At 73.1% G+C, this 15,722-nt stretch carries 11 protein-coding genes; 8 read left to right on the plus strand and 3 right to left on the minus strand.

Features of this window, described 5'->3' with window-relative positions; genetic code table 11:
• Position 1: 1 nt before the first annotated feature.
• Positions 2–1,555, plus strand: a complete 1,554-nt coding sequence (locus tag KM427_RS03105) for an alpha/beta hydrolase (RefSeq protein WP_215526221.1) — start codon at positions 2–4, stop codon at positions 1,553–1,555.
• A gap of 110 nt (positions 1,556–1,665) precedes the next feature.
• On the opposite strand, the gene KM427_RS03110 is transcribed toward KM427_RS03105, so the two are convergent.
• A complete protein-coding gene (locus tag KM427_RS03110) occupies positions 1,666–2,613 on the minus strand; it encodes a TauD/TfdA dioxygenase family protein (protein WP_183592571.1) in 948 nt (315 codons plus the stop codon).
• A gap of 168 nt (positions 2,614–2,781) precedes the next feature.
• Between KM427_RS03110 and KM427_RS03115 the strand changes: the two genes are divergently transcribed.
• From KM427_RS03115 to KM427_RS03145, 7 genes are all read left to right on the plus strand, one after another.
• A complete protein-coding gene (locus KM427_RS03115; protein WP_215526222.1) occupies positions 2,782–3,993 on the plus strand; it encodes an ROK family protein in 1,212 nt (403 codons plus the stop codon).
• A gap of 54 nt (positions 3,994–4,047) precedes the next feature.
• Positions 4,048–5,625, plus strand: coding sequence for an ABC transporter substrate-binding protein (locus KM427_RS03120; RefSeq protein WP_215526223.1), 1,578 nt, complete (start codon positions 4,048–4,050; stop codon positions 5,623–5,625).
• A 12-nt stretch (positions 5,626–5,637) separates the two neighbouring features.
• The gene (locus tag KM427_RS03125; RefSeq protein WP_215526224.1) at positions 5,638–6,597 is read left to right on the plus strand and encodes an ABC transporter permease; all 960 of its coding nucleotides are present in this window, start codon (positions 5,638–5,640) and stop codon (positions 6,595–6,597) included.
• A complete protein-coding gene (locus KM427_RS03130; RefSeq protein WP_252275002.1) occupies positions 6,594–7,484 on the plus strand; it encodes an ABC transporter permease in 891 nt (296 codons plus the stop codon). The genes KM427_RS03125 and KM427_RS03130 overlap by 4 nt, the downstream gene beginning before the upstream one ends.
• A 13-nt stretch (positions 7,485–7,497) precedes the next feature.
• On the plus strand, positions 7,498–9,165 hold the full coding sequence (locus KM427_RS03135; RefSeq protein ID WP_252275004.1) for a dipeptide ABC transporter ATP-binding protein: 1,668 nt from the start codon (positions 7,498–7,500) through the stop codon (positions 9,163–9,165).
• A 123-nt stretch (positions 9,166–9,288) separates the two neighbouring features.
• The gene (locus tag KM427_RS03140) at positions 9,289–11,619 is read left to right on the plus strand and encodes an arylsulfatase (RefSeq protein ID WP_215526227.1); all 2,331 of its coding nucleotides are present in this window, start codon (positions 9,289–9,291) and stop codon (positions 11,617–11,619) included.
• A gap of 185 nt (positions 11,620–11,804) precedes the next feature.
• Positions 11,805–13,118, plus strand: a complete 1,314-nt coding sequence (locus KM427_RS03145) for an ISL3 family transposase (RefSeq protein ID WP_215525763.1) — start codon at positions 11,805–11,807, stop codon at positions 13,116–13,118.
• Between the two features lie 31 nt (positions 13,119–13,149).
• Here the strand turns inward: KM427_RS03145 and KM427_RS03150 are convergent, their stop codons facing one another.
• Together KM427_RS03150 and KM427_RS03155 are read right to left on the minus strand one after the other, a co-directional pair.
• Positions 13,150–14,502, minus strand: a complete 1,353-nt coding sequence (locus tag KM427_RS03150) for a flavin monoamine oxidase family protein (protein WP_215526228.1) — start codon at positions 14,500–14,502, stop codon at positions 13,150–13,152.
• Entirely contained in the window at positions 14,499–15,698 is a 1,200-nt protein-coding gene (locus KM427_RS03155) for a peptidase C69 family protein (protein WP_215526229.1), read from the minus strand. The genes KM427_RS03150 and KM427_RS03155 overlap by 4 nt, the downstream gene beginning before the upstream one ends.
• Positions 15,699–15,722 lie beyond the last annotated feature (24 nt).

Raw genomic sequence — 15,722 nt, forward strand, 5'->3', positions numbered from 1 at the left:
CGTGACCGCCCAGCGGGCGGTGGTGCTGCTCCTCGTGCTGGCGCTCGCGCTCGGCTCCGCCGGCACCGTCGCGCTCGTGCTGCTCGACGGCGACACCGCCACGAGCGATCCGAGGGACGCCCCCACCACCACGCCGGCCCCCGGCGCGACCGTGCCCCCGAGCCCCGACCTGGCTCGGTTCTACGGCCAGCGGCTGACCTGGGAGCCCTGCCGCGGCGTCGGCCTGTGCGCGACGCTCGAGGTGCCGCTCGACTACCGGCATCCGGGCGGCGAGACCGTCGGGCTCGCGCTGCTCAAGGTGCCCGCCGCCGACCCCGGCCGCCGGCTCGGCTCGCTGGTCGTCAACCCCGGCGGGCCGGGAGCCCCCGGCACCGACTACGCCGCGAGCGCCGCCGCGGTCTTCCGCCAGCCCGTCCGCGACGCCTACGACATCGTCGGCTTCGACCCGCGCGGCACCGGTGACAGCGACCCGGTCGACTGCCTGGGCGACGACGACCTCGACGCGTACGTCGCCCAGGACCCCGACCCCGACACGGCCGCCGAGGCCTCGACCTACGCCGGCTGGGTCGACCGGATCGGCCGCGGCTGCGCCGACCGGTCCGGCGCGCTGGCCGCGCACGTCAGCACCGTCGAGGCGGCCCGCGACATGGACGTGCTGCGCGCCGCGCTCGGGGAGTCGTCGATGGCCTACTTCGGCGCCTCCTACGGCACCAAGCTCGGTGCGACGTACGCCGACCTCTTCCCCGACCGCGCCGGCCGCCTGGTGCTCGACGGCGCCGTCGACCTCTCGCTGGGCTCGCGCGAGCTGAGCCGGCAGCAGGCGCAGGGGTTCGAGACCGCGCTGCGCGCCTACGTGCAGGACTGCGTCGACGAGGGCGACTGCTTCCTCGGCGACACGGTCGACGCCGGCGTGGCCCGGATCCGTGCGCTCCTCGACGACGTCGACGCCGAGCCGCTGCCCACCGACTCCGACCGCGACCTGGAGGTGGGCAACGCCTTCTACGGCATCGTGCTGCCGCTCTACAGCCGCGACTTCTGGGGCGCGCTGAACGACGCGCTGCGCGCGGCGCTGGACGGCGACGGCACCGAGCTGCTGTGGTTCTCCGACCTCTACGTCTCGCGCGGATCGAGCGGCTACACCGACAACAGCGCCGAGGCGATCTACGCGATCAACTGTCTCGACGACCCCTGGGCGATCCCCGCGGCCGAGGTGCCCGACCAGCTCGCCGACTTCGAGCAGGCTTCGCCCACCTTCGGCTCGGTCTTCGCCTGGGGGCTCACCACGTGCGGCGGGATGCGGGTCGAGCCCGCCGAGCCGCCCCGCGAGCTCCGGGCCGCCGGCGCCGACCCGATCGTCGTGGTCGGCACGACGCGCGACCCGGCCACGCCGTACCAATGGGCCGTCGCGCTCGCCGACCAGCTCGAGTCCGGGGTGCTGGTCAGCCGCGACGGCGACGGCCACACCGGCTACAACTCCGGCAACGACTGCGTTGACGAGGCGGTCGAGGGCTACCTGCTCGCAGGCGTCGTGCCCGACGACGGGCTGTCCTGCTGAGCACGTGACGAGGCCCCGGGGAGGGTGCGGTTCCCCGGGGCCTCGGCTCATGGTGGGGTGGTTTCGAGGCTCGGGCCTGGCGGCCCTCACACCTCAACCACCGCAGTGCGTCAGCTGATCAGCTCGTCCAGGCTGGAGAACGCCGAGGCGTCGCCCTGGAGCACCCGGCTCCGCTCGCCGCCGATGCTGACCGGCACGTCGCCGGCCACGGTGATCCGGCGGACCTCGCGGTACTGCTCGTCGAAGTCCGCGACGGCGTAGTGCTGGGTCGCGCGGTTGTCCCACACCGCTACGTCGCCCTCGGCCCAGGTCCAGCGGATCGTGTTCTCGAGCTTGGTGACCCGGTTCTGCAGCAGCTGGAAGAGCGCGTGCGACTCGGCGGTGTTGAGGCCGACGAAGCTCTTCACGAAGTGGCCGAGCACCAGGGCGCGCTCGCCGGTCTCGGGGTGCACGCGGACCACCGGGTGCTCGGTCCGGAAGGGGATCCGGGTGAACTGCTGGCGCGTGAAGACGCTCTCCCGGTCGCCCGCCAGCTCGGCCTTCTCCGAGGTCGCCGCGTAGTCGTAGTCGTTGGTGTGCACCGCCCACAGGTTGTCGACCAGCGCCTTCAGCGGCGCCGGCAGCGCCGCGTATGCCGTGACCGTGTTGGCCCAATTAGTTGTGCCACCGTACGCCGGGATCGCGACTCCGCGCAGCACGCTGATGGCCGGGATCCGGTCCACGAACGTGACGTCGGTGTGCCAGCTGTTGGCCGCCATGCCCTTGCTGGCGGCGAGGGAGAGCACCCGGGCGCTGCCGGTGTTCACCGTCGGGTGGGCGGTCGTCAGCTGGCCGAGCTGCTGGGCGAAGGCGAGCTGACCCTCGTCGCCGAGGTGGCGCTGGTTGCGGAAGAAGATCACCTTGTGCTCGAGGAGCGCGGCCCGGATCGCGGCCACGGTCTCCTCGCCGAGGTCCGGGCCGAGTCGTACGCCGTCGATGCGGGCGCCGATGCGCCCGCCCAGCTTGGTGACGGTGACGGCGGGGCTCGTGGTGGACACGCGGTCGAGGCTGATGGTCATGGGGGGTCCTTTCTCCGGGATCGGTCTGTCCGCCACTGTCCGGAGCCCGCGCCGCCCGGCCAAGGGTTTCTCTCACCGCGACCGAAACCCCGCGGCGCGCTTGGAGATCGGCCTCGTCGTCCGCTATCAATCTCTATAGTCAATCAAATCACTAGACTTTAACTCGGCATGGATGAGGGGTACGGAGTGCAGCGCTCGCCGATGGTCGTCGTCTCGCGGGGCAGGCTCGCCTCGGCGGCGACGCGCGTGCTGGAGGAGCTGCGCGGCTCCGGCCCCCTGGCCCGTGACCAGCTCGTCCGGGCCACCGGACTGAGTGGGGCCACGATCGCACGCGCCGTCACCTCCCTCGGCACCGCGGGGTTGGTCCGCGAGCGCCGCGACCTGACGCCCGCCGGCGCCGTCGGGCGGCCCGGCACCCCGGTCGAGATCGACCCCACGACGTACGTCGTGGTCGGCGTGCACCAGGGCGTCCTCGAGACCACGGTGGCGCTGTGCGACCTCGCCGGCCGGGTGATCGTCAGCCGGTCGAGGCCGCACCGGCGCGGCGCGCCGCTCGACCTCGCTCCGATCGCCCGGCTCGCGGCCGGCCTGCTCGCCGAGGCCCCGACGCGGGTGCCGCTCGGCGCCGGGCTGGTCGCGCCGTGGCGCGACCTCGGGCTGGACCCGACCGTGACGGCCGCGGCGCTCCAGGAGGAGCTCGGACTCGACGTCGTCGCCGCCGACCACATCGCCGCGGTCGCGGCGGCGGAGTACATCCACCGCCGGCACCGACTCGGCGGCGTCACCACCTACCTCTACGCCCGCAATTCGGCCGGCTTCGTGATGGCCGTCGACCGCGGCGTCCAGACGGAGGTGTCCCGGGTCGCCAGCCTCACGCACTTCCCGGCCGGCACCGGGGTGGCCTGCCACTGCGGCCACTCCGGCTGCCTGGCCGCGAGCGCCGGCGACCAGGCGCTGGCCCAGGAGGCGTACGACGCCGGGCTGGTCGAGCGGCCGCGCATCGAGGAGGTCTACCTCGCCGCGTCCTCGGGCTCCGAGCCGGCGCACGCCCTGCTCCAGCGGCGGGCCCGGCTGCTGGGCCGGGTGGCGGCGACCGTCCGCGACATGGTCGACCCGGACCGGCTGATCCTGGTCGGGCAGGCGTTCACCGACTACCCGCCGCTGCTCGACGAGGTGCTCGCCGGCTTCGGCGAGACCACGCGGCTGCCGGACCTGGTTCCGACGTTCACCCGGTTCGGCGCCGGCATCCAGGCCGTCGCCGCCGGGATGATCGCGCTCGGCCCCGTCTACGACGACCCGCTCGCGGCCGTGCCCCGTCGCACTCCCGCGCCCGACCGATGTCAGGGCGCCGCGCCGGCGGCCGAGCACGTGACCGCCTGACCGGCCCCACCACCTCCTCCACTCCCGAGAAGCACCCTGCGAAAGGACGCACCCGTGCGCCGAGAACGACGTCCCCATCTGCTCCGCGGCCTGGCCCTGACCCTGGCCGGCCTGCTCGTCGTCGCCGTCGTGTCGGCGTGCTCGTCGGCCGTGGGCGAAGCCAACGGCGGCGGCAGCGCTTCCGGCCCGAGCGAGGGCGGCGTCCTCCGGGTCGGCGCCGGCTCCGACCTGATCCCGGCGTCGGTGTTCACCAACTCCTCCGACGTCGCGAACACCCTCGTCGGCACCGTCTACGAGAGCCTGGTCGACTACCCGACCGACAGCCTCGAGCCGCAGCCGCGGCTGGCCACCTCGTGGCAGCAGTCCGACGACGGGCTGTCACTCACCCTCCAGCTCCGCGACGACGTGACCTTCCACAGCGGCCGCGACCTCACCTCCGAGGATGTCGAGTTCAGCATCAGGACCTGGGCCGACCCGGCCTGGACGGTCCAGCTCCAGCGCACCGCCGCGGCGATCACCGGCTTCGACACCAGCGACCCGCACGCGATCACGCTGACCTTCGCCCATCCGCTCAGCAACGTCTTCGATCTGCTCGACATGCTCCCGATCATCGACAGCGAGAGCATCGACCAGCTCCGGGAGGGCACGGCGTACGTCGGCACCGGTCCGTTCGTCTTCGAGTCGTGGACGCCGAGCTCCAAGGTGGTCCTGACGCGCAATGAGGACTACTGGGGCGAGCAGCCCCTGCTCGACGGCGTCGAGATCGACGTGGTCACCGACCCCCAGGCGCAGGCGTCCCAGTTGCGCTCGGGCCAGCTCGACGTCGCGCTCGGCCTGACCGACCGCGACCGCGAGTCGTTCGAGAAGGACGACGCCTACTCGGTCACCGAGTTCAAGGGTGCCGAGAACGCCATCTACCTCGGCGCCGACCTCGCCAACCCCGACCTGCGCGAGGTGAAGCTGCGCCAGGCGATCGCCTACGCGCTCGACCGGCAGCGCATCGTCGACGAGGTCTTCCGCGGCGCGGGCACTCCGGCCAACCTGCCGTGGCCGGAGTCGTCACCGGCGTACGACGCCCGGGTCAACCAGACCTACGCCTACGACGCGGCGAAGGCCAAGGAGCTGGTCTCCCAGCTCGGCGACCAACCGACGCTCCCGCTGGCCTACCCGGCCGGCAACGGCAACTTCGAGGCGGTCGCCCAGGTCGTCCAGGCCAACCTGGAGGCGGTGGGCATCGAGACCAAGCTCGAGCCGCAGGAGTACAGCCAGTTCATCAAGCAGCTGATCGGCGGCACCTTCGGCGGGCTCTGGATCCTGGAGCACAGCTACGCGCAGTACACGCCGTCGACGCTGACGGTCAGCGCGTATCCGTTCAACGCCGACAAGAACGCCTCGCACTTCTCCTCGCCGGCCTACCAGAAGCACGCCGACGGCGCGTGGCAGCGCGACAGCGGCACCGACCAGGGGGCGGTCCGGATCTACCGGCAGCTCAACCAGGACCTGCTCGACAACCTGTTCCTGATCGAGATCGCGGTCACGCCGCCGCGGGTCGCCACGACCGCGAAGGTGCACGACATCGGGCTCTCCAAGCGCAACGAGCTCGACCTCGGTCGCGCCTACCTCGCCGACTGAGCGGGGGCCGAGATGACCCGCTACCTGCTCCGCCGGCTGCCGTCGGCGCTGGTCGTGCTGGCCGTCGCGTCGTTCGGGATCTTCGCCCTGGTGCGCCTGGTCCCGGGCGACCCGGTCAGCACCCTGGCCGGGCCGGACGCGAGCCCGGAGGCCCGGGCCGCGATCCGGTCCGACCTCGGGCTCGACCAGCCGCTGCTCGGGCAGTACCTCATCTGGCTCGGCCAGCTGGCCCGCCTCGACCTCGGCACGTCGTACCGGATCGGCGGTCAGGTCAAGGACCTGGTCGCCGACGGCGCGGTCAACACGATCGTGCTGACCGTGACCGCGCTGCTGCTCGCGGTCGTGGTCGCGCTGGTCTCCAGCGTGCTCGCGGTCGTGCTCGACAACCGTTGGGTGAACGCGGCGCTGTCCTTCGGGAACACCCTGGCGATCGCGCTGCCGACCTTCGTCACCGGCCTCGTGCTGATCCTGCTGTTCGCCGTCGTGCTCCCGGTGCTCCCGGCCGGCGGTACGCCGCCGGACGGCTTCATCGCCCGGCCCGACATCGCCGCGCAGTACCTGCTGCTGCCGGCCGTCTGCCTGGCGCTCGGTGCCGGTGCCGCCCTCACCCGGTTCCTCACCGAGGCGCTGCGCACCGAGCTGCGCCAGCCCTACGTCACCACCGCCCGGGCGCTCGGGATCTCCCGCCGCCGGATCGTGCTGACCCAGGCGCTGCGCAACGCGCTGCCCTCGACCGTGACCGTGCTCGGCATCCAGTTCGGCACCCTGCTCGGCGGCGCGGTGCTGGTCGAGGCGATCTTCACCTGGCCGGGTCTCGGCGGACTGATCGAGGAGGCGATCTCGGGGCGCGACTACCCGCTGGTGCAGGTGCTGCTCCTGCTGTCGGTCGCCGTCTTCGTCGCCGTCCAGCTGCTGACCGACATCGTGCACGCGTGGCTCGACCCGCGCGTGCGGATCGGAGGTGCCTCGTGAGCGAGTCCCTGATCGACGTGGCGGCGCCGGAGGGCGCCGCGCCCCGGCCCGACGACGAGCTCGACCAGCGGCGGCGGCCGGGCGCCCGGCCGGCGCTGCGCCGGGGCAAGGGCCTGGCCGGCGTACTGCTGATCGGGGTCGTGGTGGCGCTCGGCCTGCTGGCGCCGCTGCTCGCGCCGTACGGCCCGACCGAGCAGATCCCCGGCGCCAACCTGGTCGGGCCGTCGGGAGCGCACTGGCTCGGCACCGACGAGGTCAACCGCGACGTCTACTCCCGCACCCTCTACGGCATCCGGACCGACCTGGTCGTGGTGTTCCTGGCGGTCCCGATCGGTGCGGTGATCGGGATCCTGGTCGGGCTGGTGTCGAGCTGGTGGACGTTCACCGACGTGATCGCCCAGCGGGTCTTCGACCTGGTGCTGGCGTTCCCGACGCTGATCCTGGCGATCGCGCTCACGGCGTTCGTCGGGCCCGGGCTGCGCACCGTCTTCTTCGTCATCATCGCCGTCGAGCTGCCGGTGTTCGGGCGGCTCACGCGCACCTCGGTGCGCACCGTGCGCGAGATGCCGTACGTCGAGGCCGCCCATGTCGTCGGCGCCGGGTCGTGGTGGCAGCTGCGCCGGCACGTGCTGCCGAACTCCTGGGAGCCGCTGCTGGTCCAGCTCGCGGTCTCGATGTCGGTCGCCGTGTTCATCGAGGGCGCGATGAGCTTCCTCGGACTCGGCGTCCGCCCGCCGCACCCCTCGCTCGGCTCCCTGATCCGCGACGGCGTCCGCAATATGTACGACGCGCCGTTCTTCGCCGTCGGACCGCTCGCGCTCGTCGTGGCGCTGGTCCTCGGCCTGTTGCTCGTGTCCCAGGCGCTGGCCGAGGCCCGCCGATCCTGACGTGGAGGTACCCGTGTCCCATCCCGTGCTCGAGGTCCGCGACCTCGCCATCTCCTTCGCCCATCCCCGGCCGGCGGTCCGGTCGGTGAGCGTGACCGTCGACGAGGGGGAGGTCGTCGCCCTCGTCGGCGAGTCCGGCTCCGGCAAGTCGATGACCGCCCGCGCGGTGATCGGTCTGCTGCCCGACGGCGCCGTCGCGACCGGCTCGGTGCGGCTGCGCGGCGAGGAGGTGCTCGGTCTTCCCGAGGAGGAGATCCTCCGTTACCGCGGCCGCCGGGTCGCGATGGTCTTCCAGGAGCCGCAGACCGCCCTCAACCCGGTGCGGACCGTCGGCTGGCAGCTCGCCGAGGCCCTGCGCGCGCATGGGGGCGCGCGGGGCAGGGCGGCGCGGGAGCGGGCGGTCGAGCTGCTCCGCGAGGTCGAGATCCCCGACCCCGAGGAGCGGCTCGACTTCTACCCGCACCAGCTCTCCGGCGGCCAGAAGCAGCGGGTCGTGCTCGCGCTGGCGCTCGCGAACGAACCCGAGCTGCTGCTCGCCGACGAGCCCACCACCGCGCTCGACGTGACCGTGCAGGCCGAGATCCTGGCGCTGCTGCGGCGGATCCGCGACCGCACCGGCACCAGCATCGTGATCATCACCCACAACATGGGCGTGGTCGCCCACCTCGCGGACCGGGTGGTCGTGCTGCGCCAGGGCGAGGTGGTCGAGGAGGCCGACACCCGCGCGCTGTTCGCCCGGCCCCGACACCCCTACACCCGCCAGCTGCTCGCCGCCGTGCCGCGGCTGCCCGAGGTCGACGACCGGGTGCTCGAGCTGCTCGCCGAGCCCGAGCCCGAAGGCGTCGCCCACGAGATGGCGACTCCGGCCCTGGAGTACGACGACGTGCACGTCCACTTCGGCTCCCGGACGCGTGGCCGGGTGCTGCCTGCCGTCGACGGCGTCACGCTGCGCCTCGAGACCGGTCAGGTCCTCGGCCTGGTGGGGGAGTCCGGCTCCGGCAAGACCACGCTGGGCCGCCTCGCCGCCGGGCTGGTGCCGCTCGCGGGCGGCCGGGTCCGGGTCGCGGGCACCGACATCACCCAGGCCCGCGGTCGGCGACGTGCCGCGCTGTGCCGGCGGCTGGCCTTCGTGCACCAGGATCCGGAGGCCTCGCTCGACCCGCGCTTCACGGTCGGCGAGGCGATCCGGGAGCCGCTCGACGTGCACGGCGTCGGCACCCGCCGCGCCCGCGATCAGCGGGTGGTCGAGCTGCTCGACGCCGTACGCCTGCCCGCGTCGTTCGCCCGGCGGCGGCCGCGCGAGCTCTCGGGCGGCCAGCGCCAGCGCGTCGCGCTGGCCCGCGCGCTCACGCTCGAGCCGCGGCTGCTCATCGCCGACGAGCCGACCAGCGCCCTCGACGTGTCGGTGCAGGCGGAGGTGCTCGAGCTGTTCGCGGACCTCCAGCGGCGCCTGGGGTTCGCGTGCGTCTTCATCAGCCACGACCTCGCGGTCGTCAACGCCGTCGCCGACCGGGTGGCGGTGCTGCGCGCCGGCAGGGTCGTCGAGTCCGGCCCGGCCGCCCGGGTGTTCGGCGATCCCGCGCACGAGTACACCCGGCGGCTGCTCGACGCCGTACCCGTCCCTGACCCGACCGTGCGCGACGCGACGGGGCCCGCTCTGCGCGAGCACATCGCGTCCTGACCAGCACACCGACCATCGCGGGGTTTCGGGCCGGGCGGCCCTCACGCCTCAACCATCGCCATCGGTGGTTGAGGTGCGAGCGAAGCGAGCCTCGAAACCACCACCCCACCACGAGGAGAGACCATGGACCGCACCCACCTGCCCTTCGACGGCACGCGACCGGCGTACGACGCCGCGGTCGACGTCCGCGACCAGCTCGACCCCCTGCCCACCCGGCCGCTGGCCGCCGCGCCCGACGGCGCCCCGAACGTGCTGCTGATCCTGCTCGACGACATGGGGTTCGGGGCCTCGTCGGCCTTCGGCGGACCGTGCCGGATGCCGGTGGCCGAGCGGCTCGCCGACGGCGGCCTGCGCTACAGCCGCTTCCACACCACGGCGCTGTGCTCGCCGACCCGCGCGGCGCTGATGACCGGCCGCAACCACCACGCGGTCGGCATGGGCACGGTCGTGGAGATCTCGACCAGGCTGCCGGGGTACGACGCGACCCGGCCGCTCAGCGCCGGCACGCTCGCGCAGACCCTGTCCTACAACGGCTACGCGACCGGCGCCTTCGGCAAGTGGCACCAGACGCCGTCGTGGGAGCAGACCGCCGCTGGCCCGTTCGACCGGTGGCCGACCCGGGAGGGCTTCGACCGGTTCTACGGGTTCCTCGGCGGCGAGGCGTCGCAGTTCGAGCCGACGCTGGTCGAGGGCACGACGTTCGTCGACCCGCCGCGGACCGCGGCGGAGGGCTACCACCTCTCGGAGGACCTGGTCGACAGGGCCATCGACTGGGTGCGCGACGTGCGCACCCACGCCCCCGACAAGCCGTGGTTCTGCTACCTGCCGTTCGGGGCCACGCACGCGCCGTTCCAGGTGCCGGAGGGCTGGGCGGATCGCTATCGCGGCGAGTTCGCCCACGGCTGGGACCGGCAGCGCGAGCTCACGCTGGAGCGCCAGAAGGCGCTCGGCGTGGTGCCGGCCGACGCCGAGCTCGCGCCGTGGACGCCCGGCGTGCCGCACTGGGACGAGCTCTCCGACACCGAGCGGCTGGTGGCGGAGCGCCTGATGGAGCTGTACGCGGCCTTCGCCGAGCACACCGACGCCCAGGTCGGCCGGCTCGTCGAGTGGCTGCGCGCGTCCGGCGAGCTCGAGAACACGATCGTGCTCTACATCCTGGGCGACAACGGCGCGTCCGCCGAGGGCGGCATCGAGGGCACGCTCAACGAGACGCTGCGGCTCAACGGCATCGAGGACGACACCGTCCGGATCGCGAGCCAGCTCGACCGGCTGGGCACGCCGGAGAGCTACGCGCACTACCCGACCGGGTGGGCGGTGGCGATGGACACGCCGTACCAGTGGACCAAGCAGGTCGCCTCCCACTACGGCGGCACCCGCAACGGCCTGGTCGTGCACTGGCCCTCCGGGATCTCGACGCCGGGCGAGGTCCGGCACCAGTGGCACCACGTGGTCGACGTGCTGCCGACGCTGCTCGAGGCGGCCGGCGTACCCGTGCCCGAGACGGTCGACGGCGTCGCGCAGCAGCCGCTGGACGGCGTGTCGTTCCGCTACTCCTTCGACGACGCGGGGGCGCCGGAGCGGCACGGCACGCAGTACTTCGAGATGTTCGGCAACCGCGGCATCTACCACGAGGGCTGGACCGCGGTCGCCCAGCACAAGACGCCCTGGGAGACGGCACGGACCGAGACGCCCAGCCTCGCCGAGGACCGCTGGGAGCTCTACGACACCCGCACCGACTGGACCCAGGCGCGCGACGTCGCGGCCGAGCACCCGGAGCGGCTCGCCGCGCTGCAGGAGCTGTTCCTCGCCGAGGCGCGGCGCAACCACGTGCTGCCCATGGACGACCAGCTGTCCGGTCGCTTCGACGCGCGCACGGCCGGCCGGCCCGCGCCGCCGCGGTCGCTGCGACTGCTCCCCGGCGCCGGCCGGCTGCGCGAGGACGCCGTACCGAGCCTGAAGAACACGTCGTTCGTCATCCGCGCGGCCTTCGCCGCGGGCACCGGCACCGAGGGCGTCATCGTCGCGCAGGGCGGCGGCTTCGGTGGCTGGTCGCTCTACGTCAAGGACGGGCTGCTCACCTACGCCTACAGCTTCGGCGCCGTCACGGTCACCCACGTGCGCGCCACCACGCCGCTGCTCGCCGGCGACCACGTCGTCGAGGTGCGGTTCGGCTACGACGGCGGCGGGCTCGGCCGCGGCGGCGACGTACGCCTGGTGGTGGACCATGAGTTGGTCGGCGAGGGCCGCGTCGAGCGGACGCTGCCGTTCTTCTACTCGATGGACCAGACCCTCGACGTCGGCCTCGACCGCGGCACCCCGGTCACCGCCGACTACGGCCCGGGACGCGGCTTCCCCTTCACCGGAGCCTTGCGCGAGGTCGTGATCGAGGCCGGCGACGACGCCCTCACCCCACCCGACGAGCAGCTCCTCGAGGCCACGCTGGTCGCCCACTGACGCGACTTCTCAGGGACTCCCGTCACTTCTCAGGCGTTGCAACCCCCGAGAAGTGACGGGATCCCCGGTGCGCCGGCTCTCCTGACACATCTGTGGGTGGTTGAGCGCGCCGTGGATGGCGGCACGCCGTTCGCTGCCTAGGTTTCTGAGCTGTCGAAGAACAGGAACCGGGTCAGGAGAACGGCGTGCCTGGGGTCAGCCTATGGCGGGGTCTGCTCGGTCTGGAGCACACCGCTATCGAGAACGTGACCAGGGATCCGGATGGGTCGCTGGTCTTCCACGTGCGGCCGATGGCACGCCGGTGTGGCCGGTGTGGCCGGTGCCGGCGTCGATGTCCGGGCTACGACCCCGGCTCGGGACGCCGGCGGTGGCGGACCCTGGACCACGGGGTCGCGATGGCATTCCTGGAGGCCGACGCACCGCGGGTCCGCTGCCCGGCGCACGGCGTGGTGGTCGCGCATGTGCCGTGGGCCGTGCACGGCGCCGGTCACACCCTGACCTTCGACGCCCAGGTCGCCTGGCTGGTGGTCCGGACGTCCAAGAGCGCGGTGACCGAGCTGATGCGGGTCGCCTGGCGCACCGTGGGCGCGATCGTCGACCGGGTCTGGGCGAGTATCGACGCCGAGCACGGGGGCCCGACCGGGGCCCGGCTCGATGGGCTGACCCGGATCGGGATCGACGAGATCTCCTACCGCCGCGGCCAGCTGTACCTGACCGTGGTCGTCGACCACGACACCGGCCGGCTGGTGTGGGCCGAACCCGGACGGGACCGGCCCACGTTGCATCGATTCTTCGACGACCTCGGGCCCGAGCGCAGTCGCCAGATCACCCACGTCACCGCCGACTCCGCAACCTGGATTGCTGAGGTCGTCACCGCCCGCTGCCCCGACGCGGTGCAGTGCGCCGACCCGTTCCACATCGTCAAATGGGCCAACCAGGCCCTGGCCATCGTCCGTGCCGCCGCCTGGCGGGCCGCTCGCGCCGCCGGCGCGACCCGGAAGAACGGACACGAGCAGGGCCGGCAGCGTCGTGACTCCACCGGTGACGCCAAGGCGCTGCGCGACGCCCGCTACGCCCTGTGGCGCAACCCCGAGGACCTCACCGACCGGCAACGACAACGCCTGGACTGGGTCGCGGCCACCCACCCGATGCTGTGGGAGGCCTACCGGCTCAAGGAAGGTCTACGGCTGTTGTTCGCGATGCAAGGCCGCCCGGCTGTCGAGGCCTTCCACGAGTGGCTGGCCTGGGCCACCGCCAGCCAGATCGAGGAGTTCGCACACCTCGCCCGACGCATCACCGCGATCAGCGACCGCGTCGAGGCGACCTTGACGCACAAGCTCAGCAACGCCCTCGTGGAATCGGTCAACACCAAGATCCGACTCCTGACCCGCATCGCCTTCGGCTTCCACTCACCCCAACCACTGATCGCCCTGGCCATGCTCAGCCGCGGACCGCATCCACCACGACTGCCCGGACGCGACCCACAGATACGTCAGTAGAGCGGGTGAACCGGGGATCCCGCGCAACCGGCTACAGGAGGCGCAGCACCTCGGCGGCGGTCGACTCGCCGGAGCGGACCGCGCCCTCCATGTAGCCGTTCCACACCGGACTGCACTCGGCGCCCGCCCAGTGCAGCCGGTCGATCGGGGCACGCAGCGCCGCGCCGTACGACGTCCAGACGCCGGGCGCGAAGTGTGCGCCGTAGCAGCCGCGGCTGAACTCCTCGGCCATCCAGTCGCGCTCGACGTACTCCAGCGGCTCGGCGGCCCGCGGGCCGAAGTAGCGGACGAAGCAGTCGACCACGGCGGCCCGCCGCTCCTCGGGAGTGCGCCGGGCCCAGCGGCGGCCGTCGTCGGCCTCGATGAAGCCCATCAGGATGCCGCGCTCATAGCCCGGCGGCGTGTTGTCGAAGGTGACCTTGACCGGCCCGCGATCAGATCCCGCCTGCCCGTTGAGCCCCGCGGAGCGCCAGAACGGCGTCGGGTAGACGGCGTACACCTTGAACACGCTGCCCGCCGGCAGCTTCTGGGTCAGCTGGTCGCGCCACGACGGCAGCACGGGGTCGTACTCCAGCCGCCCGGCCAGCGTCGGCGGCAGCGTGACGATCGCCCGCTCCGCGTCGTACGCCGTGCCGTCGCGGGTCGTCACCCGCACGCCACCCTCGCCGTGTGCGACGGACCGCACCGGCGAGGAGAGGCGTACGTCGAGGCCGGCGGCCAGCCGCTCGCTGACCAGCCACGAGCCGCCGGCGACCCGGTCCTGCTGGGCGCCGCGGTCGACGGCCATCAGCGTGTCCATGTCGGTGCCGGAGTGGGTGTAGAAGAGCGCGTGCAGCAGCGACACGTCCGCGAGCCCGGCGGAGAACACCGCCTCGCAGAAGAGCTCGAAGTAGGCCCGGCCCTGCGGCGTGCGCAGGTTGCGGCGCACCCAGGTGCGGAAGGTCTGCCCGTCGAGCTCGGCCGCGTGCGGCGTGGCCCACGGCCGCTCGAGGTCGGCCCGCTTCGCGAGCCGCGCGAACCGCAGCGTGCCCTGCGCGAGGTCGGCGATCGCGAACGGGTTCAGCCGCGGCACCGCCCCCTTCCGGCCGGCCAGTCGTCCGATGCGCCCGCAGAGCCCGAAGACGATGTCGCCGTCGTTGTACGTCGGGATCGTCTCCAGGCCGAGCTCGGCCACCAGCGCGTACATCCGGTCCTGGGTCGGACCCAGCCACTGGCCGCCGAGCTCGATCCACTGGCCGTCGGAGAGCAGGCCGGCCTCGGTGCGACCACCCACCCGGTCGCGTGCCTCGACCACGACGACCGAGCGGCCCGCCGCCTGCACCGCGCGCGCCGCCGACAGGCCGGCGAGCCCGGCGCCGACGACCACGACGTCGGTGCGGGTCACGAGTGTGCCCTCGCCGCGTGCTCGAAGCCGGCCCACCGTCGCTGCACCCACAGCGGCCGGCTGTCGCGGACGGTGACCGGGTCGATCCCCGTGCGCCACCGCCGCCGGGCCTCGGCCGCCTGCTCCAGCGCCTCGTCCGTGCTGGGCGGGTCGCCGAGCCAGCGCCGCTGCAGCCGGTCACGGTCGGCGGCGATGACGCGCTCGGCCCGCACCCAGTCGCGCAGGGCGCGGCGGTGCAGTGCGGCCTGTTGCCACCACAGGGAGTGCTCGTCGCGGTGGTTGTCGACGTCCTTGGTCGGGTACGCCGCGTCTGCGGCCGGCTCGCCGACCCGCAGCGGCACGAACAGCGAGAACGCCGGGTCGCTGGTGCCGGTCGCCCAGTGCACGCCGTTCGTCAGGTCGCTGACCCACGACGACACGGTCTGGCTCGACGCGAGCAGTCCGCCGGCGTGCATGTTGGGGCCGGCCATCGACCCGTTCAGCGGCGACCACCGCGGCCCGCCGCCGGTGCCGGTGTCGCGCAGGATCCCGATCGCGCCGAGGACCCCGCCGCTCTCGCTCGCCCGACGCTGGGTCAGGCCACGGCGTACGTCGCACGCCGCGACCCGGCCGCGCAGTCGGTCGGCGTACCTCTCGGCGAAGCCGGGGATGGTCAGCCCGTTGCTGATGCTGCGGACGTGACCCTTCACGTCCTCGGTCGCCCACTGGCGCCCGGCGGTCTCGAGCACGATCGCCCGCTCGCGGTCGGCGACCAGGAAGCTGTTGTGATAGGTGAACCGGCGCCGCTCGGCACTGCACCGCCCGCTCTGGCCGTGCTCCTCGAGCAGCCCGACGATCACCTCGACGGCCTCGCGTGCGTCGGTCGACCGCTCCAGCGCGAGCCGAAGCAGGTCCATGCCGAGCAGCCCGGGCTCCAGGCCGGCCTTCTCCTTGGTGAAGACCGCCTCGTTGCCGATCGCGACACCGTGCTCGTTGGCGCCCATCTCGGCGCCCCACATCCACCACGGCCGCGAGACGACGGTGGCGTGCGTGCGGGCGATTTGTGGCAGCTCGACGTACGTCGTGCGCGCCGGTGCGTCGGGCGCGTGGTCGGCGGCCGGCGTCCACTCCCACAGCTGCGCCTCGTTGGGATCGCGATCGGAGTTCTTGGCGAGCAGGTAGCCGCCGATCCCCCGCATCACGAAGGTGTCGCACACGCCACCGATCGTAGGGCTCCCGGC

This window comes from Nocardioides sp. LMS-CY, from assembly GCF_018732145.1.
In the GTDB taxonomy this organism is placed as follows: domain Bacteria; phylum Actinomycetota; class Actinomycetes; order Propionibacteriales; family Nocardioidaceae; genus Nocardioides; species Nocardioides soli.

Coding starts and splice junctions, on each gene's coding strand:
- KM427_RS03115 (WP_215526222.1), top strand. CDS start 2,782: ATGGATGAGGGGTACGGAGTGCAGCGCTCGCCGATGGTCGTCGTCTCG.
- KM427_RS03140 (WP_215526227.1), top strand. CDS start 9,289: ATGGACCGCACCCACCTGCCCTTCGACGGCACGCGACCGGCGTACGAC.
- KM427_RS03125 (WP_215526224.1), top strand. CDS start 5,638: ATGACCCGCTACCTGCTCCGCCGGCTGCCGTCGGCGCTGGTCGTGCTG.
- KM427_RS03110 (WP_183592571.1), bottom strand. CDS start 2,613: ATGACCATCAGCCTCGACCGCGTGTCCACCACGAGCCCCGCCGTCACC.